General features: G+C 50.8%; 21 protein-coding genes. All 21 read left to right on the forward strand.

Annotation, left to right across the window (positions count from 1 at the left end; genetic code table 11):
- The 21 genes from KXU80_RS02265 to infB all read left to right on the forward strand — a co-directional run bounded on the left by KXU80_RS02265 (position 1) and on the right by infB (position 22,752).
- Positions 1 to 432: a hypothetical protein gene (locus KXU80_RS02265; protein ID WP_219836682.1), complete on the forward strand. Its 432-nt coding sequence runs from the start codon at positions 1 to 3 to the stop codon at positions 430 to 432.
- A 4-nt stretch (positions 433 to 436) separates the two neighbouring features.
- Positions 437 to 1,222, forward strand: coding sequence for a FliA/WhiG family RNA polymerase sigma factor (locus tag KXU80_RS02270; RefSeq protein WP_219836683.1), 786 nt, complete (start codon positions 437 to 439; stop codon positions 1,220 to 1,222).
- 20 nt (positions 1,223 to 1,242) lie between these two features.
- Positions 1,243 to 2,649: a flagellar assembly protein A gene (locus tag KXU80_RS02275; RefSeq protein ID WP_219836684.1), complete on the forward strand. Its 1,407-nt coding sequence runs from the start codon at positions 1,243 to 1,245 to the stop codon at positions 2,647 to 2,649.
- A gap of 42 nt (positions 2,650 to 2,691) precedes the next feature.
- A complete protein-coding gene (locus KXU80_RS02280; RefSeq protein WP_219836685.1) occupies positions 2,692 to 3,021 on the forward strand; it encodes a hypothetical protein in 330 nt (109 codons plus the stop codon).
- Between the two features lie 36 nt (positions 3,022 to 3,057).
- Complete coding sequence (locus KXU80_RS02285) at positions 3,058 to 3,642, forward strand: hypothetical protein (RefSeq protein WP_219836686.1); 585 nt, start codon at positions 3,058 to 3,060, stop codon at positions 3,640 to 3,642.
- Entirely contained in the window at positions 3,635 to 4,222 is a 588-nt protein-coding gene (locus KXU80_RS02290; RefSeq protein WP_219836687.1) for an MltG/YceG/YrrL family protein, read from the forward strand. Before KXU80_RS02285 ends, KXU80_RS02290 begins: the two co-directional genes overlap by 8 nt.
- A gap of 205 nt (positions 4,223 to 4,427) precedes the next feature.
- On the forward strand, positions 4,428 to 5,126 hold the full coding sequence (rpsB, locus tag KXU80_RS02295; protein ID WP_219836688.1) for a 30S ribosomal protein S2: 699 nt from the start codon (positions 4,428 to 4,430) through the stop codon (positions 5,124 to 5,126).
- Positions 5,127 to 5,232: 106 nt separating this feature from the next.
- Entirely contained in the window at positions 5,233 to 5,883 is a 651-nt protein-coding gene (tsf, locus tag KXU80_RS02300) for a translation elongation factor Ts (protein WP_219836690.1), read from the forward strand.
- Positions 5,884 to 5,996: 113 nt separating this feature from the next.
- Complete coding sequence (gene pyrH / locus KXU80_RS02305; protein ID WP_219836691.1) at positions 5,997 to 6,728, forward strand: UMP kinase; 732 nt, start codon at positions 5,997 to 5,999, stop codon at positions 6,726 to 6,728.
- Positions 6,728 to 7,282, forward strand: coding sequence for a ribosome recycling factor (gene frr / locus KXU80_RS02310; protein ID WP_219836692.1), 555 nt, complete (start codon positions 6,728 to 6,730; stop codon positions 7,280 to 7,282). The genes pyrH and frr overlap by 1 nt, the downstream gene beginning before the upstream one ends.
- 71 nt (positions 7,283 to 7,353) lie before the next feature.
- The gene (locus KXU80_RS02315) at positions 7,354 to 8,118 is read left to right on the forward strand and encodes an undecaprenyl pyrophosphate synthase (RefSeq protein WP_219836693.1); all 765 of its coding nucleotides are present in this window, start codon (positions 7,354 to 7,356) and stop codon (positions 8,116 to 8,118) included.
- 27 nt (positions 8,119 to 8,145) lie between these two features.
- Positions 8,146 to 8,940 (forward strand): phosphatidate cytidylyltransferase, encoded by a 795-nt coding sequence (locus KXU80_RS02320; RefSeq protein WP_219836695.1) that lies wholly within the window; start codon positions 8,146 to 8,148, stop codon positions 8,938 to 8,940.
- 19 nt (positions 8,941 to 8,959) lie between these two features.
- Positions 8,960 to 10,099 (forward strand): 1-deoxy-D-xylulose-5-phosphate reductoisomerase, encoded by a 1,140-nt coding sequence (locus tag KXU80_RS02325; protein WP_219836696.1) that lies wholly within the window; start codon positions 8,960 to 8,962, stop codon positions 10,097 to 10,099.
- A gap of 78 nt (positions 10,100 to 10,177) precedes the next feature.
- Positions 10,178 to 11,458 carry an RIP metalloprotease RseP gene (gene rseP / locus KXU80_RS02330; protein WP_219836697.1) on the forward strand — a complete coding sequence of 427 codons (1,281 nt, stop codon included), beginning with the start codon at positions 10,178 to 10,180 and terminating at the stop codon, positions 11,456 to 11,458.
- Positions 11,459 to 11,464: 6 nt separating this feature from the next.
- Complete coding sequence (gene proS / locus KXU80_RS02335; RefSeq protein WP_219836698.1) at positions 11,465 to 12,913, forward strand: proline--tRNA ligase; 1,449 nt, start codon at positions 11,465 to 11,467, stop codon at positions 12,911 to 12,913.
- Between the two features lie 18 nt (positions 12,914 to 12,931).
- A complete protein-coding gene (locus KXU80_RS02340; protein ID WP_219836699.1) occupies positions 12,932 to 17,248 on the forward strand; it encodes a PolC-type DNA polymerase III in 4,317 nt (1,438 codons plus the stop codon).
- A 340-nt stretch (positions 17,249 to 17,588) separates the two neighbouring features.
- On the forward strand, positions 17,589 to 18,050 hold the full coding sequence (gene rimP / locus KXU80_RS02345) for a ribosome maturation factor RimP (RefSeq protein ID WP_219836700.1): 462 nt from the start codon (positions 17,589 to 17,591) through the stop codon (positions 18,048 to 18,050).
- A 65-nt stretch (positions 18,051 to 18,115) separates the two neighbouring features.
- Complete coding sequence (nusA, locus tag KXU80_RS02350; protein WP_219836701.1) at positions 18,116 to 19,213, forward strand: transcription termination factor NusA; 1,098 nt, start codon at positions 18,116 to 18,118, stop codon at positions 19,211 to 19,213.
- A 36-nt stretch (positions 19,214 to 19,249) separates the two neighbouring features.
- Positions 19,250 to 19,567, forward strand: coding sequence for an RNase P modulator RnpM (gene rnpM / locus KXU80_RS02355; protein ID WP_219838829.1), 318 nt, complete (start codon positions 19,250 to 19,252; stop codon positions 19,565 to 19,567).
- Entirely contained in the window at positions 19,548 to 19,883 is a 336-nt protein-coding gene (locus KXU80_RS02360) for a L7Ae/L30e/S12e/Gadd45 family ribosomal protein (RefSeq protein WP_258171206.1), read from the forward strand. The genes rnpM and KXU80_RS02360 overlap by 20 nt, the downstream gene beginning before the upstream one ends.
- On the forward strand, positions 19,876 to 22,752 hold the full coding sequence (gene infB / locus KXU80_RS02365) for a translation initiation factor IF-2 (RefSeq protein ID WP_219836702.1): 2,877 nt from the start codon (positions 19,876 to 19,878) through the stop codon (positions 22,750 to 22,752). Before KXU80_RS02360 ends, infB begins: the two co-directional genes overlap by 8 nt.
- The last annotated feature ends 1 nt before the right edge of the window (position 22,753 follow it).

Here is a 22,753-nt window from a genome sequence, read left to right on the forward strand (position 1 = left end):
ATGATAGGTTCATGGCGCTGGAATGTTTCACTCGGCGTAGGCGGAAGCTTACTGACCTTGCTTTTCTCACTGGGCAGCAATGGGCTGGGCATTACCAGCCTTCGATGTCTGTACGCATTTGCGGCGTTTTTTGTACTGACTTTTTTCTTTCGCGCACTAGTTGCGTTTAGTCTAAAACCGAGTCCATCCGCGGCGTTAATGCATTCCGAGCCTATGGAGCCGACTCGAGGCCACAATATTGATTATTCCACTCCTGAAGAGGACGAAGAATTAAAGAGTCTGCTGAAAAATCAAATGGACAGCAGCGGGATGTTAGAGCCGGATCAACAGCATCCAGGATTCAAGCCGTTGTCGCCGCCCAAACTAGTTTCTACGCAAAACAAAGAGCCTGAAGAACTGGCTAAAGCTATACGTCACCTAACAGGAGGGTGAGACGATGATTGAGCCGAAAGCGCCTCATTTGTCTAACATCGAGATTTGGCAGAAGTGGAAAGAAGACGGAGACATTGAAGCAAAGAAGCGTCTGATCGAATATTACTTGACCTTGGTCGAATATGTTAGCAATCGGATGGCGATTGGACTGCCGAAGAATGTTTCCAAGGATGATCTGGCCAGCAACGGCGTTATGGGACTTATTGATGCGATTGAGAAATTTGATTACAGAAGAGGTCTTCAATTCGAGACTTATGCTTCCTGGCGGATACGCGGCGCAATTATTGACGGCCTGCGTCAGGGCGATTGGGTGCCGCGCTCCGTTCGAGAGAAGGCGAAGAAGATTGAAGAAGCTTATCAAATATTAGAGCAGCAATTTATGCGTTCGGTATCCGATTCGGAAATTAGCTGCTATTTAAATGTAACCGAGAAGGAATTCGGAGTCATGCTGCAAGAAATTGCAGTAACGACGGTTTGTTCGCTGGAGGATCCGATTCGTGAAGAGGAGTCGGAAACAAGACTGTCGCTGCTCGTCGATGAGAAAGCGAAGAATCCGGACTATAAGGTTCATGAATTTTTCTTGAAAGAATCGCTGGTTCGCGGCATTGATAGATTGACGGAGAAAGAACGGACCGTCATCTCGCTTTTCTATTATGAGGAGCTTTCGCTTAGCGAAATTGCAGATGTGATGTCACTGTCGCCGTCTCGTATTTCACAACTGCATTCTAAAGCGATCTTGCGGCTGCGCGGTGCACTAGATAAGCAGAAAGACCAACTCATGCAGCATTAGCAACTAAAGGGGGGGCAGCATTGTCTACGATTGAGCAGCTTCAAAACTATCTTGTTGTTCAAACATCAACGGATAAATTGACAGCTTGGATACAATTCAATATTGCGGATGATAGTTTCTCATGTTCGAGCTCGCAATTGGAAGAGTTTTTGAAAAGTCATGGCGTCAGTCACGGCATCCTGCCGGAAGTATTAATGAAAATAGCCCAGCAGCCCAGCAGCTATTTTCATAGCCAGACCGTAGTTGCACAAGGAGAGGCTCCCGTCAATGGAATCGATGGCAGCATTCGCTTCTCCTATGATATGAATGAGGATGAATACAAGCCGGTTGAAACGGAAGGCGGCAAAATTGATTTTAAGGAAGTAACGCAACTGAAGAACGTAAACCGCGGACAATTGATTGCGGAGAAAGTAAAAGCCACGAGCGGTACGGACGGAATGGCCGTCACCGGTGACAGCTTGCCATGCAAGAATGGTAAAGAAGCTCATTTCAAGGTAGGTAAGAATGTCGTTGTAAATCCAGAACAAACGGCTATGTATGCCGCGATTGACGGGCTTATCTCGATTACGGACAAGAATAAGATTAATGTTTTTCCTGTATTTGAAGTCAATGGCGATGTTGATTATAAAGTAGGCAATATTGATTTCGTCGGTACGGTTGTCATTCGAGGCAATGTGCTGACGGGCTTCCGTGTCAGGTCCTCAGGGGATATTCGAATTGTCGGCGGCGTCGAAGGAGCGATCCTGGAATCCGACGGCTCGATTGAAATATCTGGCGGCGTATTGGCGAGCAATAAAGGCTATATCAAGGCAGGGAAGAATGTAAAGTGCTCATTCATTCAGGACGGAAACGTCATAGCGTCTGAGGATGTGCTCGTCTCGCAAAGTATCATGCATTCCAGCGTAAGGGCAGGCAGAAATGTCATATGCAGCGGTGCGAAGGGGCTTATCGTCGGCGGGAATGTTCAGGCGGGTGAGCGCGTCGTCGCGAGAACGATCGGTAATACGATGTCTACCGCCACGATATTAGAGGTCGGGGTTAGACCGGAGCTTCGTTCCGAGCTAAGCGAGCTTCGCACACAAATTAAGCGGAATATGGATAATATGGATAAAACAGACAAGGCTTTAAATTTGCTTGACCACATGGCGGCAGCGGGTCAGCTGCCTCCCGACAAAATGGCGATGCGCATTAAGCTGACCTCTACGAAGCGCGCAGCTGCCGAAGAACTGGCGCAAGCGAAGGAACGCGTGCTTGAAATTGAGCGATCGCTTGAAGATACCGACCGCGCTAAGGTGGATGTCGTCAATGTTATTTACGGCGGGACCAAAATCGTAATCGGCCGCTACACGCGCTTCATTAAAGATACAACGCAGCGCGTATCGTTTCGTTATTCGGAAGGCGATATCGTCATGGGAACTTACGTGTAGCTTCACCCAATTGAACGAGCTTGAACAGGGGAGTGGACAGAGATGCCGTATAAGCCGATTGACTTTCAGGTGTCGATTCCACGAACGCTCGAGAGCGGTTCGCAGCAAAGCCATATCAACCATAAGCCGATTGTGAATCAAACGCATCTAGAGCACGATACGTCGAAGCAGACAGAACGGCTGAGGACCCGCAATACAGCCGTAGAGCAGGGGGGCAGCCACGTTATCTCTTCTAACCAGCAGCGCAGCACCCGTTCGTCGGCGCGAGGGAAGCGTAAGAATTCGAGGGCTGAAGAAGACGACGACGAGCAGCAGGATGTACCGACGAAGCAGCATCCATACAAAGGCAAGCATATCGATGTTTCGCTGTAACCTACTCGCACCAAACTACAATTGCAGGTGAATGGAATGGAACCATGGCAAACAATAATGATTATTGGCGGCATTGCGGTCGTCTGTGCCGCGGTTCTTCCTCGGAGAGCCGCATCGAATGCCAAGCAGGACGGTACGAATCAGTCCGTTCGGAATATGGAGACGGCGCTGGAGCAATTTATGGAGAATATGGAGGCGGACAATCGCGAAATCGCGAATTTGGTCAGTAAATCTAACCAGGAATCGCAAGCGCTGGCTGCTAAACGCGACGAGCGTCTGCTGCAATTGGAGAAGCGGTGTGCGGAATTGGAGCAGAAGCTTGCGGATCAATCGTTGAAGCCGATGCATGTACCTGTCCAGCTGCCTGAGAAAGCGACTTTGACGTACGAAGTGCCTCCAACGATTGCTTCGAACCTTTCGCCATCGGCAGTATTGGAACAGGAGTCCGCAGCTGCTCAAGAGCAGACACCTTCCATTCAGGAACGATATGCGGAACTGTTTGATATGTATCGCAGCGGTAAATCCATTGACGTAATCGCCAAAAAGCTTGGCCGGAACAAAGGGGAAATCCAGCTGATTCTACAGCTTTCTAAGCAGGAGGAAGCAGCCCGCCATGAATAAACGTATTTTTTTGTTCGGTATTGGCGTCGGTATTATTGCAGGCGCAGGGCTGCTTCAGCTTATGCTCATGGGAGAGAAGCAAGCAACGCAGCTGGATCATTATAACGATCGTCCTGCAGCTGTGAAGTCGTATACGCAAGCGGAACTGGATCAGGCAGTGGCAGCCGAACGGGAGCGGGTGGAGAAGGAACTAAAGGCTGCATCTGCGGCTTCATCACCTCCGCAAAAGGGCGGATCGAAGGAGCCAGCCAAGGCTGACGCAGGGAAGAAGCCTGTTCAAGAGGGTACAGACAGTACGGCGGTCAAAGCAGCAGCAGATGCACCAATACCGCCAAAGCGTACCGTTGTACGAATCCCGCCGAATGCTAATGTAACGGAAGTTGCTGATTTACTGGCTTTGAGCGGGGTCATATCGAATAAGAAGACGTTTATCGACCTGATGCGTACAAAGACGGTGCGGGCGGGCTATTTTGCATTTACCGGGAAACCAACGCTCCAGCAGGTCAGTGCCATCATTATGAGTAAGCCGCTTGATCCGGATGCTGCAAAATCGGAAATGAGCGCAGCAGGCAAGAAGTAACTTTATCAAGCTCCTCGCGCATCCCGAGAATCCTGTCAATTGCGGTTGCGCGGCTGCATATAGATGTGGTATAGTAATTGACGGTGTTAAAATCACACGTCGATTAATTTCGTCATTGGTGCTTCGACCCGGTCGGAGTGATGGCGAAAAATGAGATCGGCGGAGGAAACACAAAAAAAACCATTTAACAGGAGGTGTTGAAGAGATGGCGGTAATTTCCATGAAACAGCTTCTAGAAGCTGGGGTACACTTCGGTCACCAAACACGTCGTTGGAACCCTAAGATGGATCGTTATATCTTCACAGAACGTAACGGGATTTACATCATTGACTTGCAGAAAACGGTTAAGAAAGTCGAAGAAGCTTACAACTTCGTGCGTTCGATCGGCGAAGAAGGCGGAACGATTCTCTTCGTAGGAACTAAGAAACAAGCGCAAGACTCTGTGAAAGAAGAAGCAGAACGCTGCGGAAACTTCTACATTAACCAACGTTGGCTCGGCGGCACGCTGACTAACTTCCAAACGATCCAAAAACGTATCGATCGCCTGAAAACGCTCGAGAAATGGGAAGAAGACGGCACTTTCAACGTGCTTCCTAAGAAAGAAGTTATCATTCTCCGCAAAGAGAAAGATCGTCTTGAGAAATTCCTCGGCGGTATCAAAGGCATGAAAGGCCTGCCAAGCGCATTGTTCATCATCGACCCGCGCAAAGAGCGTATTGCGGTTGCTGAAGCACGCAAACTTGGTATTCCAATCGTTGGTATCGTTGATACGAACTGTGATCCGGACGAAATCGACTACGTGATCCCAGGTAACGATGATGCAATCCGCGCAGTTAAATTGCTGACAGCTAAAATGGCTGATGCAATCGTTGAATCGCACCAAGGCGAACAAACAACTGCTTAATTTTCATTAGCGATACAACAGAAAGGGTGGTCAGAAGGTGAATAACCTCTCACCGCCCTTTTTTTAAAATGATCACGAATTCAACTATTTCAGGAGGTCTAGACTCATGGCGGTTAGTGCTAGTGCGGTTAAAGAATTGCGTGAAAGAACAGGCGCAGGTATGCTGGATTGCAAAAAAGCGCTTGACGAAACAAACGGCGATATTGCGAAAGCGGTTGATCTGCTTCGCGAGAAAGGTCTTTCTGCTGCTGCGAACAAAGCAGGTCGCGTAGCTACTGAAGGAACAGTAGAATCTTATATTCACGCTGGAGGCCGTATCGGCGTTCTGGTTGAAATCAACTGCGAAACGGACTTCGTCGGTAAAACCGAACAATTCCGTGAATTCGCTCGTGACATCGCGATGCAAATCGCTGCTGCAAGCCCTAAGTTTGTCAGCCGTGAAGAAGTATCCGAAGAAGAGCTGGACAAAGAGCGCGAGATTCTGAAAGCTCAAGCGCTGAACGAAGGCAAACCAGAGAAAATCGTTGAAAAAATGGTTGAAGGCCGCATCAGCAAATACTATGAAGAGCACTGCCTCCTTGAGCAAGCATTCATTAAAGATCCGGATAAAACAATTCACACGCTGCTGAAAGAAAAAATCAGCACAATCGGTGAAAACATTTCCATCCGTCGTTTCGTTCGTTATGAACTTGGCGAAGGCTTGGAGAAAAAAGAAGACAACTTCGTTGCTGAGGTTATGTCCCAAGCAAAATTGTAATCCGAACGCACTGGCGGGGCGGGGCGTTCGCCCCGCCGTTTTTTTCTATCCACAGGCAGCATTAATAACAGTATGCGGCCTTTAAACAAGGTCAAAGATGGAGGTAAACCACGTTGCAAAGTCCCGTGTACAAACGTATTGTTCTGAAGGTGAGCGGCGAGTCGCTCTCGGGTAACAATGGCTATGGTATTGATTCCGCAATGATTTCTTCGATCGCGGAGCAAGTTAAAGAAGTGGTTGAATTGAATGTTGAGGTGGCTATCGTCGTTGGCGGCGGTAACATCTGGCGCGGCATTGCGGGTTCGGCGAAAGGTATCGACCGTGCAACTGCCGATTATATGGGCATGTTAGCGACTGTTATGAATTCATTGGCGCTGCAAGACGCACTTGAGCAAATCGAAGTGCCGACACGGGTGCAAACATCCATCGCGATGCAGCAAATCGCTGAGCCGTACATACGCCGGCGTGCGATTCGTCATTTGGAAAAAGGGCGCGTCGTTATTTTCGCAGCGGGTACTGGAAACCCGTTCTTCTCAACGGATACAACTGCCGCTTTGCGTGCAGCTGAAATAGAAGCAGAAGTCATCTTGATGGCTAAGAACAAAGTAGACGGCGTCTACTCGGCGGATCCGTTTAAGGATGCGACTGCCGAGAAGTTCGAGACGTTGACTTATATGGAAGTGTTGAACCGTAATCTAGGTGTTATGGATTCAACGGCTTCATCGCTTTGCATGGACAATAACATTCCGCTTGTCGTATTCTCCATTACGGAAGCAGGTAATATTAAGCGTGTTGTCCTTGGAGAGAAAATCGGAACCATCGTAATGAAAGGGAGTGTCAACTAATGCCGCAATCCATTAAGAAAAACGCAGAAGAGCGGATGGAGAAAGCAATCGGCGCGCTGAGACGCGATCTGTCTACGCTTCGTGCAGGCCGCGCTACGCCTGCGCTTCTGGACCGCCTTCAAGTTGAATACTACGGCTCAATGACGCCTGTTAATCAATTGGCGAACATCAATACCCCTGATTCGCGTACGCTCCTCATTCAGCCATGGGATAAGTCCTCGCTTGGAGCGATCGAGAAAGCGATTTTGAAATCGGATCTCGGCTTGACTCCGTCCAATGACGGCATCACGATCCGGATCGGAATCCCGATGTTAACGGAAGAGCGTCGTACGGAACTTGTCAAAATGACGAAGAAGTTCGGCGAGGAAGCAAAGGTTGCGATTCGTAACATTCGCCGCGACGCAAACGATGACATCAAGAAATTAGAGAAGACGGACATCTCCGAAGACGAATCCCGTCGTCATCAAGACGACGTTCAGAAGACGACCGACAAATTCGTCGCTGAGGTCGAAAAAGTGCTTTCTTCGAAAGAGAAAGAGATCATGGAAGTATAATACAAGCTCACCGGCCCCTCCGAATGGTGGGGTTTGTTGCATAAATCGACATTAGCGGCGGGAGGACGAACATGTTACAGCGATTAAGAGCCTTATTCGGCAAAGCGTCCGTAAAACCGTTGCAGATGCTTGATACTGATAACATACCGCAGCATATCGCGATTATTATGGACGGCAACGGCAGGTGGGCGAAGAGCCGCGGACTGCCGCGTATGGCCGGTCATCATTCCGGTATGAAAGCGGTCAAGCGAATTACAATGGCTGCAGATCGGCTTGGTGTCAAATATTTAACGCTATATGCTTTTTCGACGGAGAATTGGAAACGTCCGAAGGCGGAAGTGGAATTTTTGATGAAGCTCCCGCAAGAGTTTTTGGCGAGCGAGCTGAAGGATTTAATGGAGAAGCGCGTCCAAATTCGGATGATGGGATATAAAGGCGATTTGCCGGATCATACGCTGAAGGCCGTGGAAGACGCCATAGCCAAAACAGCTAACAATGACGGTATCGTGCTTACCTTTGCCCTGAATTATGGCAGCCGCAAGGAAATGATCGAAGCCGTGCGGAGCATCGGACAAGATGTACAGGACGGGAAGCTTTCGCCTGGACAGATTGAAGAATCTCATATGCAGCAGTATCTGTTGACGGCCGATGTGCCGGATCCGGATTTGCTTATCCGTACGAGCGGCGAGCTTCGTCTCAGCAACTTTATGCTTTGGCAGCTTGCTTACAGTGAAATGTGGTTTACAGACGTTTATTGGCCCGAATTTACAGAAGAGCACTTCAATGAGGCGGTCCGTGAATATCAGCGCAGGGCTCGCCGATATGGTGGACTGTAACGAGCCGAACTGGAGAGTGTTTTTCAGATGAAACAACGCATCGTGACTGGTGTCATAGGCGGCACTGGCTTTATTGTACTGACGATTCTTGGCGGATGGTTTTTCTTCGCACTTCTACTCTTATTGGCCGTAATTGGATTTATGGAGTACATCCGGATGAACGGCGTTTCAATTAAACATCCGCTGGCATGGATTGGACTCGCAGGGATGCTGGTCCTTTTCTTGCCCTGGAGCGACTTTGGCTTGAAGGAGCCGGCAGCTTTACATACGCTTTGGCTGGTTTTGTTTTTGCTGCTTACGGTCACTGTACTTTCCAAGAATGTCATTACGATCGACGGTGCAGCACTGATGCTCCTAGGCGCACTGTATATCGGTTATGGCTTTCATGCGATGTATGCGGTTCGTCATGGCGATTCGCATGGATTAATGACGACATGCATGGCATTCGGCGCGATCTGGGCATCTGACATAGGAGCGTACTTTACTGGACGGGCGATTGGCAAGAATAAGCTGTGGCCGGCAATCAGTCCCAATAAAACGGTTGAGGGTTCACTGGGCGGCGTCGTGCTTGCTATTATCGTCTCGCTTATTTTTGCGTTCGCTTATCCGGATGTGATCAGCATTGGACGGGCACTTCTTATTGGCCTTGCAGCAGCCGTAGCGGGACAGCTTGGTGACCTGATTCAATCCGCATACAAGCGCGTCCGCGGCATTAAGGATACGGGCTCCATTCTCCCTGGCCATGGCGGTGTACTGGACCGCTGCGACAGCTGGTTAATCGTGTTTCCGCTGCTCGTAATGACCAATCTGCTGCCGCTCTGAGACATAGGAGGCAAATTGCTTGAAGAAAATTACGATTTTGGGATCTACGGGATCGATCGGCACGCAAACGCTGGACATTATCAGCCGCGAGCCGGATCGTTATCAGGTTGAAGGGCTGGCAGCAGGGAACAACGTGGAGCTGCTTATTCAACAAGCCAAACAGTTTCATGCGAAAATGGTCTGTGTATCGACAAGGTCGCTTGCAGAGGAAGCGAAGGCAGCACTTCCTGCCGGTACAAAGGTTGTTTTTGGAGATGAAGGTTTGATAGAAATTGCCGCTTCGACGGATGCGAATTATGTCGTGACCGCCATTGTTGGCAGCAGAGGGCTTCCGGCGACGCTGGCAGCCATCGATGCAGGTAAAACAATCGGACTGGCCAATAAAGAAACGCTGGTAACCGCTGGACATTTGGTCATGCGAAGAGCGGCAGAGCGAGGCGTCCCTATTCTTCCGATCGACAGCGAGCATTCCGCTATTTTTCAATGCTTGAACGGTGAACGTCGAAGCGACGTGAAACAAATTACGCTGACGGCTTCAGGCGGATCGTTCCGCGATCGTACGAGAGTTGAACTTGAAGGTGTCACCGTCGCTGAAGCCCTCAATCACCCCAACTGGTCCATGGGTGCGAAGGTAACGATCGATTCCGCTACAATGGCGAACAAAGGCTTAGAGGTCATCGAGGCGCACTGGCTGTTCGATCTGCCATATGATCAGATCAAGGTGTTAATCCACCCGGAGAGTATCATTCATTCGTACGTGGAATTTATCGATCACAGCATCGTCGCGCAGCTCGGCATGCCGGACATGCGCGTTCCGATTCAATATGCACTGACTTATCCTGAACGCAGATCGACACCGACGGAAGCTTTGGATTTGGCGAAGCTGGCTGCGCTTCATTTTCGCGAAATGGACTTCGACAGGTATCCTTGCCTTCGGTTCGCATACGAGAGCGGGAGGACTGGCAGATCGGCACCGACCGTCTTCAATGCTGCAAATGAAACCGCTGTTGCTCGATTCTTGGATGGGAAGATTTCTTTCCTTGAAATCGAGCATGTTATCGCATCGGTCCTGAACCGCCATGATGTCATCGATGTCCCGGACATAGAGGCGATTGCAGAAGTAGATGCATGGGCGCGCCGGGCAGCGCTTAGCTTCTAACAGGGGGTTCTCTTGAATCGAACGGGAGAATAATGATAATCTAAGTACAGGCCGTTACGAACAGGAGGCTCGAGAGCGATGCATATGATACAGGTCGTCTTTATGACGGTAATGGTCTTCTTCGTCATTGTGACCATCCATGAATGGGGTCACTTTTATTTTGCGAAGCGTGCCGGAATTTTGGTAAGAGAATTTGCAATCGGATTTGGGCCGAAGCTGTTTTCCATTAAGCGAGGCGAAACGCGCTATACACTGCGACTTGTACCGGCGGGCGGATTCGTACGGATGGCTGGCGAAGATCCGGAATTGGTTGAGGTGCAGACCGGTCAAACCGTGGCTGTGCGCGTGAAGGACGGCGTCGTCACCCGTATTTACTTGGATCGGCTCGATGAACGCAGCAATGTCGTACGCGGAGAAGTTGAAACAATCGATATTGAACGGAAGCTGAAACTTGCCTTGAATGCTGACGGCGTGATTGAATCGTTCGACATTCATCCGCAGGCGCTCATGATCAGCAAGGGGAAAGAAACGCAGATCGCGCCGCTCGATCGGCAGTTTGGCAGCAAGACGGTAGGCCAGCGCGCGCTTGCGATTGTTGCAGGGCCAGTTATGAACTTTATACTGGCATTCGCGCTGTTTGCTGCGTATTTCCAAATGGCAGGGGTGCCAATGGAGAACCCAGACAAGCTACTTATAGGAGATATCGTCGCTGGTATGCCGGCATCCAAAGCGGATATCAAAGTCGGTGACGTAATTGATTCCATTAACGGGATCAAGATCGGTGCGGATTCCGAGAAAATGATCGGCATCATCAGCAAGTCGGTGAATGTCCCGCTGACGTTTACCGTCATCAGGGACGGCAAACCGCTGACTTCGAAAATCACACCGAAGAAGGATCCAGATACCGGAGTAGGGAAGCTCGGTATTTCGGCAGCGATTCCTTCGCGACCGGTTTCCTTCGGTGAAACCTTCACCTACGCGGGCAAGGCAATGAAGAACATGACGATTTTGATCTTTGGCGGGTTTAAGAAAATCCTTATCGGTGATTTCAAAATGGATGATCTTGGCGGTCCGTTACGTACGGCCCAAGTGACGAGCCAAATCGCAGAGCAAGGCTTCACGCAGCTCACTTCATGGGTAGCTGTATTAAGTTTATATTTGGGGATATTCAATCTGCTGCCGGTTCCGGCGCTCGATGGCAGCCGTCTGCTCTTCCTTGGCCTGGAAGCAGTTCGCGGCCGTCCGGTCGATCCGAACCGGGAAAGCATGGTGCATTTCATCGGGTTTGCGATGCTGATGCTGCTGATGCTGGCTGTTACGTATAATGATATTTTGCGCTTGGTAAGAGGGGAGCACTAGTCGGTCATGTCGAAAGAAAAACAATTCGTAACGGAAATTACGCCGCAGGGCGAGGATTTCTCCCGTTGGTACATCGATGTCATCAAGAAAGCGGAACTGATGGACTATTCACCGGTTCGCGGCTGCATCGTGTTCCGTCCGGAAGGCTTTGAAATTTGGGAACATATGCGCGATGAACTGGACCGCCGCTTCAAGGAAACCGGTCATCGCAATGCGTACTTCCCGATGTTTATTCCAGAGAGCTTCTTCCAGAAAGAGAAGGAGCATGTCGAAGGGTTCAACCCGGAGCTTCCATGGGTGACTGAAGCCGGCGGCGAGAAGCTGGAGGAACGTCTAGCAATCCGTCCGACATCCGAAACGATTATCGGCCATATGTATTCTAAATGGATACAATCATATCGGGATTTGCCTGTTTTAATCAATCAGTGGGCCAACGTCGTTCGTTGGGAGAAACGGACGCTGCCGTTCCTGCGTACAACAGAGTTTCTGTGGCAGGAAGGCCATACCGCGCATGAGCTGGAATCGGAAGCTCGCGAAGAAACGAACCAGATGCTGGAGATTTATCGCGATTTCTGCGAGAACTTCTTGGCGATTCCGGTCATTATGGGACAGAAAACGCCTTCGGAACGTTTTGCGGGTGCAGTGGATACGTATTCCATCGAGGCGATGATGAAGGACGGACGTGCGGTACAAGCAGGGACTTCGCATTATCTGGGTACGAAGTTTGCGGTTGCGTTCGATATTAAATATTTGGATCGCGAAAACACGCAGCAATTTGTTCATACGACGTCCTGGGGCGTTTCCACGCGCTTGCTGGGCGCGATGATCATGGTGCATGGGGATGATCGCGGTCTAGTCCTTCCTCCGAAGGTAGCGCCTACGCAGGTCGTTATGATTCCGATCGGACCTCCGAAGACACGCGAGCAGGTTGTTGGCCGCGTGGACGAGCTGTATGTCGAGCTTAAGAAAGCCGGCATTCGCGTGAAGGTGGATGACCGCACGGACATGAGCCCGGGCTGGAAATTCAACGAGTACGAGATGCGCGGCGTTCCGATTCGCCTTGAACTGGGTCCTCGGGATATGGAGAACGGACAAGTTGTTCTTGTTTCGCGGATCTCAGGCGAGAAACGCATCGTGCTGCAAGCTAGCTTGAAGGAAGAAATTAATCGTATGCTGACCGAGATCCACAATGATATGCTTGAGCGTGCGAAGCAATTCCGTTCGGAGCACTCGTATTCAGTGGAGACGCTGGACGAGATGAAAGCTTTGTTCGAAGAGCAGCGCGGCTTTGCACTTGCAGGCTGGTGCGGTTCCGAGGCTTGCGAGCGTCAGGTGAAGGAAGAGACGGGAGCAACAAGCCGTAACATTCCGTTCGAACCTGCAGAGCACAAAACAACTTGTTTGGTATGCGGGGAGAAGTCGGCGCATTCCGTTGTGTTTGCTCGGGCGTATTGATTTTTGGGGGAGGGCATCATGAACCAAACCGGGGATAAGCGGCAGCGATTCGAACTGCTCATGAAGCAGGCGGAGCTGCCGCAGCAATTGACGGATGAACATTTTGGCGATGGGTATATAGACAAAGTGATTGTAAGCCGGAGTAACCGGGAATGGACGTTTTGCATACGCAAAACGTCTTTGGTTCCTTTACCGGCTTTTGGTGTTTTTTGCAGGGCGATACAGTTGAAGTTTGCCCATATTGCGCAAGTTTCGTTTCAATTTCACTATAGCGACGATGTGGCCAAATCAGATTTGATTACGGAATATTGGCCCGCATTTCTGGAGTGGCTCCAGAAGAGCAATGCTTCGATCAACGGATGGATGAACAAGGCACAGATGGAAACGGACGGCGATTTGATTACGCTTCATATGATGGACCAGATGGGTCTGGATATGGCGAAGAAGAAACGAATCGACGAGCTGGCTGTCGCTTTCTTCAACGATCAATTCTCAATCGGCTGCCGAATGAAGCTTGTCGTGGCCGCTGCGACGGAATCCAAGCAGGATGTCTACGAACAGTTCGCGCAGAAGCGGGAGCAAGAAGAACGTGACGTTATTCAGCAAATGATGACAAGTTCTCTTCCAGAAGCTCCGCAGGTGGAAGAGGGCGATGTTCGTCTCGTGGTCGGCTACGATATTCGCGAGGCACCCGTTCCGATCATGAACGTGTTGGAGGAAGAGAAGAAGATTGCCGTGCAGGGCGCGGTCTTCGGTCTCGACGAGAAAGAGCTTCGTAACGGCAGCACGCTGTTCACGTTCAATGTGACGGATTTCACGGATTCCATCGCTATGAAGATGTTCGCGAAGACGAAAGACGACGTCAAGGTGCTGAAGCAGCTCGCTAACGGCAAATGGATCAAAGCGCGAGGACGCGTTGAATATGACCGTTTCATGATGGAGCCGGAGCTCGTCATGATGCCTTCCGATCTTCACGAGGTGATGGCACCGAGGGAACCGAAGGACGATGCGGAGGAGAAGCGCGTCGAGTTCCATTTGCACACGACAATGAGCACGATGGATGCAGTGACGCCAGTGGACGCTTACATTAAACAGGCAGCCAAATGGGGACATAAGGCCATCGCGATTACGGACCACGGAAATGTGCAGTGCTATCCGGAAGCGGCGAAGGCGGCGAAGAAGAACGGGATCAAGGCGTTGTTCGGATTGGAAGCCAATGTCGTCAACGATGCAATTCCGATGGTCATGAATGCGCGTGAAGACGTCATGTCGACGGCCGTTTACGTCGTTTTCGATATCGAGACTACCGGGTTATCGGTTATGAACAACAAGATCATCGAGCTTGCTGGCGTGAAAATGCTGGAGGGTAGAGAGATCGATCGGTTCTCGACCTTCATCAACCCGCACGAAGACATTCCATACCATATTCAACAGCTGACGAACATTACGAACGAGATGGTCGCCGATGCGCCCGAGCTGGAGCCTAAGCTCCGGGAATTTGTTGCATTTATCGGCGATTCGATTCTTGTGGCGCATAATGCGAGATTCGATATGGGCTTTATTCAAGAATGCTGCAAACGATTTGGCATGCCGGAAGTAAAGAACCCCGTGCTGGATACGCTGGAGCTTGCCCGTTTCCTTCATCCAACGATGAAGAATCACAGGCTCGGGACGCTGGCGGATAAGTACAAAATCAGCCTCGAGAACGCTCACCGCGCGATCGACGACTCCCTCGCTCTTGGCGGCGTGCTCTTCGGTCTCATTAACGACGCAGCTGCACGCAACATTACGGGGCTTCAAATGCTCAACGATTATGTGGGACTCGATCTATCCAATATGCGACCGTTTCACTGCTGCATCTATGCGCTTAATGCCGCGGGCAAAAAGAACTTATTCAAATTAATTTCCATATCTCATACAGAGTACTTCAAACGCGTTCCTACCATTCCGAAGAGTAAGCTTACCGAACTAAGGGAAGGACTGCTTATTATTTCCGGCTGCGAGAAGGGCGAATTCTTTGAAGCAGTCATGAATAAATCGATGGAGGAAGCGGAAGAGACTGCCCATTATTATGATGTTCTTGAAATTCAGCCGGTCACGTTCTATATGCATCTCGTCGATAAGGGCTTCGTTGCAAGCCGGGCGGAGATCGAGCAGGCGATTCGCCGTGTATGCGAAATCGGCGACAAGCTGGGCAAGCCGGTCATTGCGACGGGTAACGTTCACTACCTCGTGGAGCGGGATAAGATGTTCCGTGACATTACTATCCACGGTATTACCGGATTCAGTCCGCTGAAGGATCAGAACAAACCCGATGCACATTTCCGCACGACGAAGGAGATGCTTGCCGAATTTGCTTTTCTTGGCGAGGCTCGCGCCTATGAAGTCGTCGTGAAGAATACCAACGAGCTCGCGGACCGCTTCGAGCCGTTCGATATGTTCCCTTCCAAGCTGTTCGTTCCCATCATGGAAGGCGCGGACGAGGAAATGCGCAACACCTGCTATGAAACGGCCAAGCGACTCTATGGGGAACCAATTCCTGACGTTGTCGTGCAACGGCTGGAGAAGGAGCTTATTCCGATTACGAAAGCCGGCTTCTCGGCGAACTATCTCATTTCCGAACGTCTCGTTAAGAAGTCCAATGCAGACGGCTATCTCGTAGGATCTCGGGGGTCCGTCGGCTCTTCGGTCGTGGCTACGTTCCTTGGTATTTCCGAGGTAAACCCGCTGCCTGCGCATTATACGTGCTTGAACATCGAATGCAAATACAGCGAATGGTTTCTGGACGGCAGTTACCCGTCTGGCTTCGATCTGCCGGACAAGCTTTGTCCGAATTGCGGCAAGCCGCTCAAAGGCGAAGGCCAGGATATCCCATTCGAAACGTTCCTCGGTTTCAAAGGCGATAAAGTTCCCGATATCGACTTGAACTTTTCCGGCGAATATCAGGCAACGGCGCATAATTTCACGAAGACGATGTTCGGCGAGAAGTCCGTTTACCGGGCAGGTACGATCGGTACCGTCGCCGAGAAGACGGCTTACGGCTTTGCGAAGAAATACGAGGAAGACAAAGGCAAGAAATGGCGTGGAGCGGAGTTATCGAGGCTGGCCAGCGGCTGCACCGGCGTTAAACGAAGCACCGGCCAGCATCCCGGCGGCATTGTCGTCGTCCCCTCCTATATCGACGTGGAAGACGTGACACCCGTGCAATATCCGGCGGATGATCAGAATGCCGAGTGGAAAACAACCCATTTCGACTATCACGCCTTCGAGGAAAACCTGCTCAAGCTCGATATTCTGGGCCACGACGATCCCACGATGATGCGCATGCTGCAGGATTTGACCGGCATCGATCCGACGACGATTCCGATGAACGATCCGAAGGTCATGAGCATGTTCAGTTCGACGGACGCGCTTGGCGTAACCTCACAGCAGATTCGTTCTACCGTGGCTACCTACGGCGTCCCGGAGATGGGGACGAAGTTCGTTCGCCAGATGCTTGAGGAGACGAAGCCGGCCACCTTTGCGGATTTACTCCAAATTTCCGGCTTATCTCATGGAACAGGCGTATGGCTAGGCAACGCACAGGAACTGATCAAGAACCGAACGTGCACGATCAAGACGGTTATCGGTTGCCGGGACGATATAATGCTATTTCTGATTTACAAAGCGGGCATGGATGCGGGACTGGCTTTCAAAATCACGGAGAGCGTGCGTAAAGGCCGAGGCCTTACGCCGGAATGGATCGAAGAGATGAAGCAGTGCAAGGTGCCGCAGTGGTACATTGATTCCTGTCTCAAAATCGAGTACATGTTTCCGAAAGCGCATGCCGCAGCCTACGTCATCTCTGCCGTGCGGACAGCGTTCTTCAAGCTCTATCATCCGATCGAATACTATGCGACGTATTTCTCAATTCGTGCGGAAGATTTCGATTTGGAGCTGCTATGCCAAGGGTATGAAGCGATTTCGCGCAAGCTGACGGAAATTGAGGCCAAGGGCTTCAATGCAACGCCGAAAGAAAAAAACAGCGTCTCCTTGCTGGAAATGGCGCTCGAAATGACGGCTCGCGGCTTTTCCTTCAAAATGGTGGATTTGTACCGCTCTGATGCGACGCGATTCATTGTGGACGGCAGTTCACTTATTCCGCCATTCGGCGCCATCAGCGGCATCGGCGAGAACGCAGCGCGAAACATCGCGGCGGCACGCGACTTCGGCGAGTTTCTGTCCATCGAAGACTTTCAGCAGAAGTCCAAGGCAACCAAGACGATTATCGAGGTGCTCACAGGCATGGGCTGTTTCCGCGGTTTGCCTGAATCGAACCAATTATCGTTGTTTTAGACGATTACTGAACCGGGTTGATGTAAGACCGACGTAACCCGATGCTTCTGCTTTCAACGCTTTAAGTCTAGGTCTGCCCAGCTCGGAGTGATCGCCCCAGAGCGCATCCTCAGTGCAATCTTGTCACCACTTCATGGTTATGGTATAATCTTTCTGGTAATGATGATGATACGACTTTTTCGCAGAAGAGTGGGGAAACCCACTCTTTACGTTTTGTCTGCACCTTTTTACGTTTACGATTAACTACCGGGGCAGTAAGTACCGGTCGATTCTAACCGAAAATTATACTGACAGCGCGCTTTTGAGAGAATGCCTTGCTGCAGTGGGAGGTACATCGTTTTTGAGCACACCTAAAATCAAAACCGCCGTTGAAGAGATGGTCAAACCGTTCCTCGACGAAAATGGATTTGAACTCGTCGACGTAGAGTATGTCAAAGAAGGAAGTAACTGGTTTCTTCGCGTCTACGTGGACAAAGAAGGCAACATTGATATCGATGAATGCGGCCGGATCAGTGAGTATTTGAGCGAGAAGCTCGACGAGAACGATCCTATTGCCGAAGCTTACTTTCTAGAAGTATCCTCTCCAGGTGCGGAACGTCCGCTGAAGAAGCCCGAGGATGTAACGAAATCCGTCGGCAAACATGTTTTCGTGACGACCTATGAGCCGATCGGAGGCTTGAAAGAATTTGAGGGAACATTGCTTTCCTTTGACGGAGACGAAATCGTGATTGAAATCGGCAAGAAAAAACATATCATTCCGTATCCGAAAGTAGCAAGCGCCCGTTTAGCCATCGTCTTCTAATTTCGAGAAGAACGAGGCTTCACTATAACGTTAGGGAACCAGTTGAAAGGGGGAACTTATTTCCAATGAGCGCGGAATTTATTGAAGCTTTAACGGAAATTGAAAGAGAGAAAGGGATCAGCAAAGATATTTTGCTGGAGGCGATCGAGGCTGCCCTGATTTCGAGTTACAAACGCAATTTTAACACGGCCCAGAATGTCCGGGTTGATATTAACCGCTTTACGGGCGTGATCAAAGTGTATGCACGCAAAACGGTTGTTGACGATGTTCTTGATCCGCGTATGGAAATTTCCGTGGAGGCATCACGTGAAATTAACCCGCACTATCAGCTTGACGATGTCGCGGAGATCGAGGTAACGCCGCGCGACTTCGGACGAATTGCAGCGCAAACGGCGAAGCAGGTCGTCACGCAGCGCATTCGCGAAGCGGAGCGCGGCTTGATCTACAATGCTTTCATCGACAAAGAAGAAGATATCGTCAATGGTATCGTGCAGCGCCAGGATGTGCGCAATTTGTTTATCGATCTCGGTAAAGTCGAAGCGGTGCTGCCGCTGACCGAATTGATGCCGACGGATAAATTCAAGCACGCCGACCGTGTGAAATCGTTCATCACGAAGGTGGAGAACACGACGAAGGGGCCCCAAATCTTCTTGTCGCGTACGCACCCGGGCTTGCTTAAGCGTTTGTTTGAATTGGAAGTGCCGGAAATTTACGATGGCGTCGTCGAAATTCGCTCCGTTGCGCGCGAAGCCGGATTCCGTTCTAAAATCGCCGTTCATTCCCGCAACCCCGAAGTGGATCCGGTAGGCTCCTGCGTCGGACAGAAGGGAATGCGCGTGCAAACGATCGTTACGGAATTGAAAGGCGAGAAAATCGATATCGTCCGCTGGTCGGAGAACGTAGAGGAGTACGTAGCTAACGCGCTCAGCCCGTCGAAGGTCATCGAAGTTATCGTATATGAGCAAGAGAAGATGGCACGGGTTATCGTGCCGGATTACCAGCTTTCGCTCGCAATCGGCATCAAGGGTCAAAACGCGCGTCTTGCGGCGAAATTAACCGGTTGGAAAATTGACATTAAGAGCGAGACACAAGCCGAGCAAGAATTCGGCCGTCCGAAATCTGCGATGAGCACCATGCATCAGGATTCCGTTTCCATCGATTAGCTTCGAGCTGAGGGATGCCTGCAGGAGGGATGAATGGTGAGACCTAGAAAAATACCGCTGCGCAAATGCGTGGCTTGCCAGCAGATGAAGGCGAAAAAAGAAATGATTCGGATCGTCCGTACGCCGGACGAAGCCATTCTCATTGACTTAACGGGCAAGAAAGCAGGACGCGGCGCTTACCTGTGCGGGGAAGTGGACTGCTTCAGGCTTGCTAAGAAAAGCCGGGCGCTGGATCGGGCATTGAAACAGGCAGTCGGTCCAGAGATTTACGACGGACTCGCGCAGGATTTTATCGCTGTCGAGGACGCGTTTAACGCCAGTAAGGATGAGACGGATGATGAAGACGAGGCCTAAAACGCTTTCCACGCTGGGAATGGCTATGCGCGCCGGAAAGCTTATAACCGGGGACGAAACCGTGCTGAAGGCGGTCCGGCAGGGGAAAGCAAAATTAGTCATACTTGCTGCGGATGCATCAGATAATACGAAGAAGAAGTTTCGGGATAAATGTGCGACATATAACGTGAAGTGCATGGAGGCTTTTGACCGGATCACACTAGGTGAAGCGATCGGCAAATCAGAACGGGTAATTCTAGGGTTAACCGATGCAGGCTTTGCCAAGAGCATTGTACAAAGCTTAACTGAATCTTCGGAGGTGGAGTATATTGACTAAACAACAAGATAATAAAGATAAATTACGTGTCTATGAATACGCAAAATCGCTCAATATGAGCAGCAAAGAAATCATTACCATTCTTAAGCGTCTCAGTCTTCCCGTGAACAATCATATGAGCGTCATGGAAAATGAGATGGTTTCAAAGGTGGAAGGTTTCTTCCGCGATATTAAAGCGAACGCTGCAGCGAAACGTGCGCAGGAGAACGCGACGGTATCAGCAGCTGCACAATCGTCTAATCGTCCACAGCAGGGTCAGCAGGAGCGTAAACCGCAGCAGACACTGAATGCTTCCATACAACAAGGTCAAGGCAACAAAAATACGAAAGAACAACAGGGGAATATGAATACAACTCAATCTAATACACCTAATACGACTGCGTCCTTATCTGCCAACACACCAGCAGCTGCGACTGGCAGTCAAGCGCCGGCTTCCGGCACAACGTCAAGCACGTCTGCAGCGTCCAATACAGCTTCAACTGGTACGGCTTCGCAAGGCGGCACTTCCACTTCCAATCAACGTCCGCAAGGTCAAGGCGGTCAAGGTAATCGTCCGCAAGGCCAAGGCGGCTATCAAGGCAACCGTCCGCAGGGTCAAGGCGGTCAAGGCAGTCGTCCGCAAGGTCAAGGCGGCGGCTATCAAGGCAACCGTCCGCAAGGTCAAGGTCAGGGAGGCTACCAAGGCAGCCGTCCACAAGGCCAAGGCGGCGGCTATCAGGGCAATCGCCCGCAGGGTCAAAGCGGCAGCGGCCAAGGCGGCCAGGGTGGTCAACGTCCGCAGGGTCAAGGCGGCGGTTACCAAGGCAACCGTCCTTCAGGCGGTCAAAGCAGCAGTCAGGGCGGCGGCCAAGGCGGCTTCCGTTCATCGGCTCCACGTCCGGATGCGCAGCCAAGCCGCAGCAACAGCGCGCCTGCTCGCACATTCGAGAATCGCGGTCCATCCGATGATCAGAAGAAGCGCAGCAATAACAATAACTCCAAATCGTCGAACAATTCGTACGGCAATAACAAACGCTTCGACGATAATCGCACAGGCAATTTCAAGAGCGGCCGCGGCGGCAAGAACAATCGCGGTAAGGGCGGTCAACAGCAAGAGCGCCGCGAGAAGATCGACAATACGCCGAAGAAAATTATCGTACGCGGTACGGTAACGGTAGGCGATCTGGCTAAATTGCTTCACAAGGATGCATCTGAAGTCATCAAGAAGCTCATTACGCTTGGCGTTATGGCGACGATCAACCAAGAGGTGGATCTGGATACGGTTCAGCTCATCGCTTCGGAATACGGCGTTGAGGTCGAAGTGAAGATTCCTGTCGAGGAAGATCAATTCGAAACGATCGAAGAGAAGGACGACGAAGAATTGCTGGAAGCCCGTCCACCGGTTGTTACTATCATGGGTCACGTCGATCATGGTAAAACGACTTTGCTCGATGCTATTCGTCAAACGAACGTTACCGGCGGTGAAGCTGGCGGTATCACGCAGCATATCGGTGCGTATCAAGTTGAAATCAACCACAAGAAAATCACGTTCCTCGATACGCCTGGTCACGAAGCGTTTACGCTCATGCGTGCCCGCGGTGCTCAAGTTACGGATATTACAATCATTGTCGTTGCCGCTGATGACGGCGTAATGCCGCAAACCGTGGAAGCAATCAACCACGCGAAAGCAGCAGGTGTTCCAATCATCGTTGCAGTCAACAAAATCGATAAACCGGGTGCGGACGTAGAGAAAATCAAGCAAAGCTTGACGGAATACGCGCTTGTTCCCGAAGAGTGGGGCGGCGACACGATTTTCGTTAACGTCTCAGCGAAACAACGTACCGGCCTTGAAGAATTGCTCGAGATGATTCTTCTCGTCGCAGAAGTGAATGACTACAAAGCGAACCCTAATAAACGGGCGCGCGGTACCGTAATCGAAGCCGAGCTTGATAAAGGTAAAGGTCCAGTTGCCCGGATTCTCGTGCAGCACGGTACACTCAAAATCGGTGATGCCTTCGTTGCCGGCAATTGCTTCGGACGCGTACGTGCCATGGTTAACGACAAGGGCCGTCGTCTCAAGGAAGCTGGTCCATCCACGCCGATCGAGATTACGGGTCTGACGGAGGTTCCGCAAGCGGGCGATCCGTTCCTCGTATATGAAGATGAGCGCAAAGCACGCGCAATCGCGGATCGCCGCGCCATCAAGCATCGTCAATCCGAGCTTGGCGCAAACTCCCGCGTAACGCTCGAAGATTTGTACAATCATATTAAAGAAGGCGAGATCAAAGATCTTAACGTGATCATTAAAGCGGACGTTCAAGGTTCTTCCGAGGCGCTTAAAGGCTCCTTGGCGAAAATTGACATCGAAGGCGTTCGTGTGAAGATCATTCACAGCGGCGCAGGCGCTATCACGGAATCCGATATCAACCTTGCTGCTGCATCCAGCGCAATCGTCATCGGCTTCAACGTACGTCCAGAGCCTCAGGCGCTCGCGACAGCGGAGCAAGAGAAAGTCGACATCCGTCTGCACAGCATCATTTACAACGTCATCGACGAAATCGAGCACGCAATGAAAGGGATGCTGGATCCTGTCTTCAAAGAAGTGGTTATCGGTCAAGCCGAGATCCGCAACATTTTCAAAGTTACCAAAGTTGGCGTTATCGCCGGCTGTATGATCACTTCCGGCAAAATCACGCGCAGCGCAAAAGCGCGCTTGATCCGCGGTGGTATCGTTGTGTTCGAAGGCGAGATCGAATCACTCAAACGCTTTAAGGACGATGTGAAAGAAGTGGCGCAAGGCTACGAGTGCGGTATTACGCTCGATAAGTATAACGACCTCAAAGAGGGAGATATTATTGAAGCCTTCGTCTTGGAAACAGTAGAGAGGTGAT

Origin of the sequence: Paenibacillus sp. R14(2021), assembly GCF_019431355.1 — a bacterium.
Classification (GTDB): Bacteria; Bacillota; Bacilli; order Paenibacillales; family Paenibacillaceae; genus Paenibacillus_Z.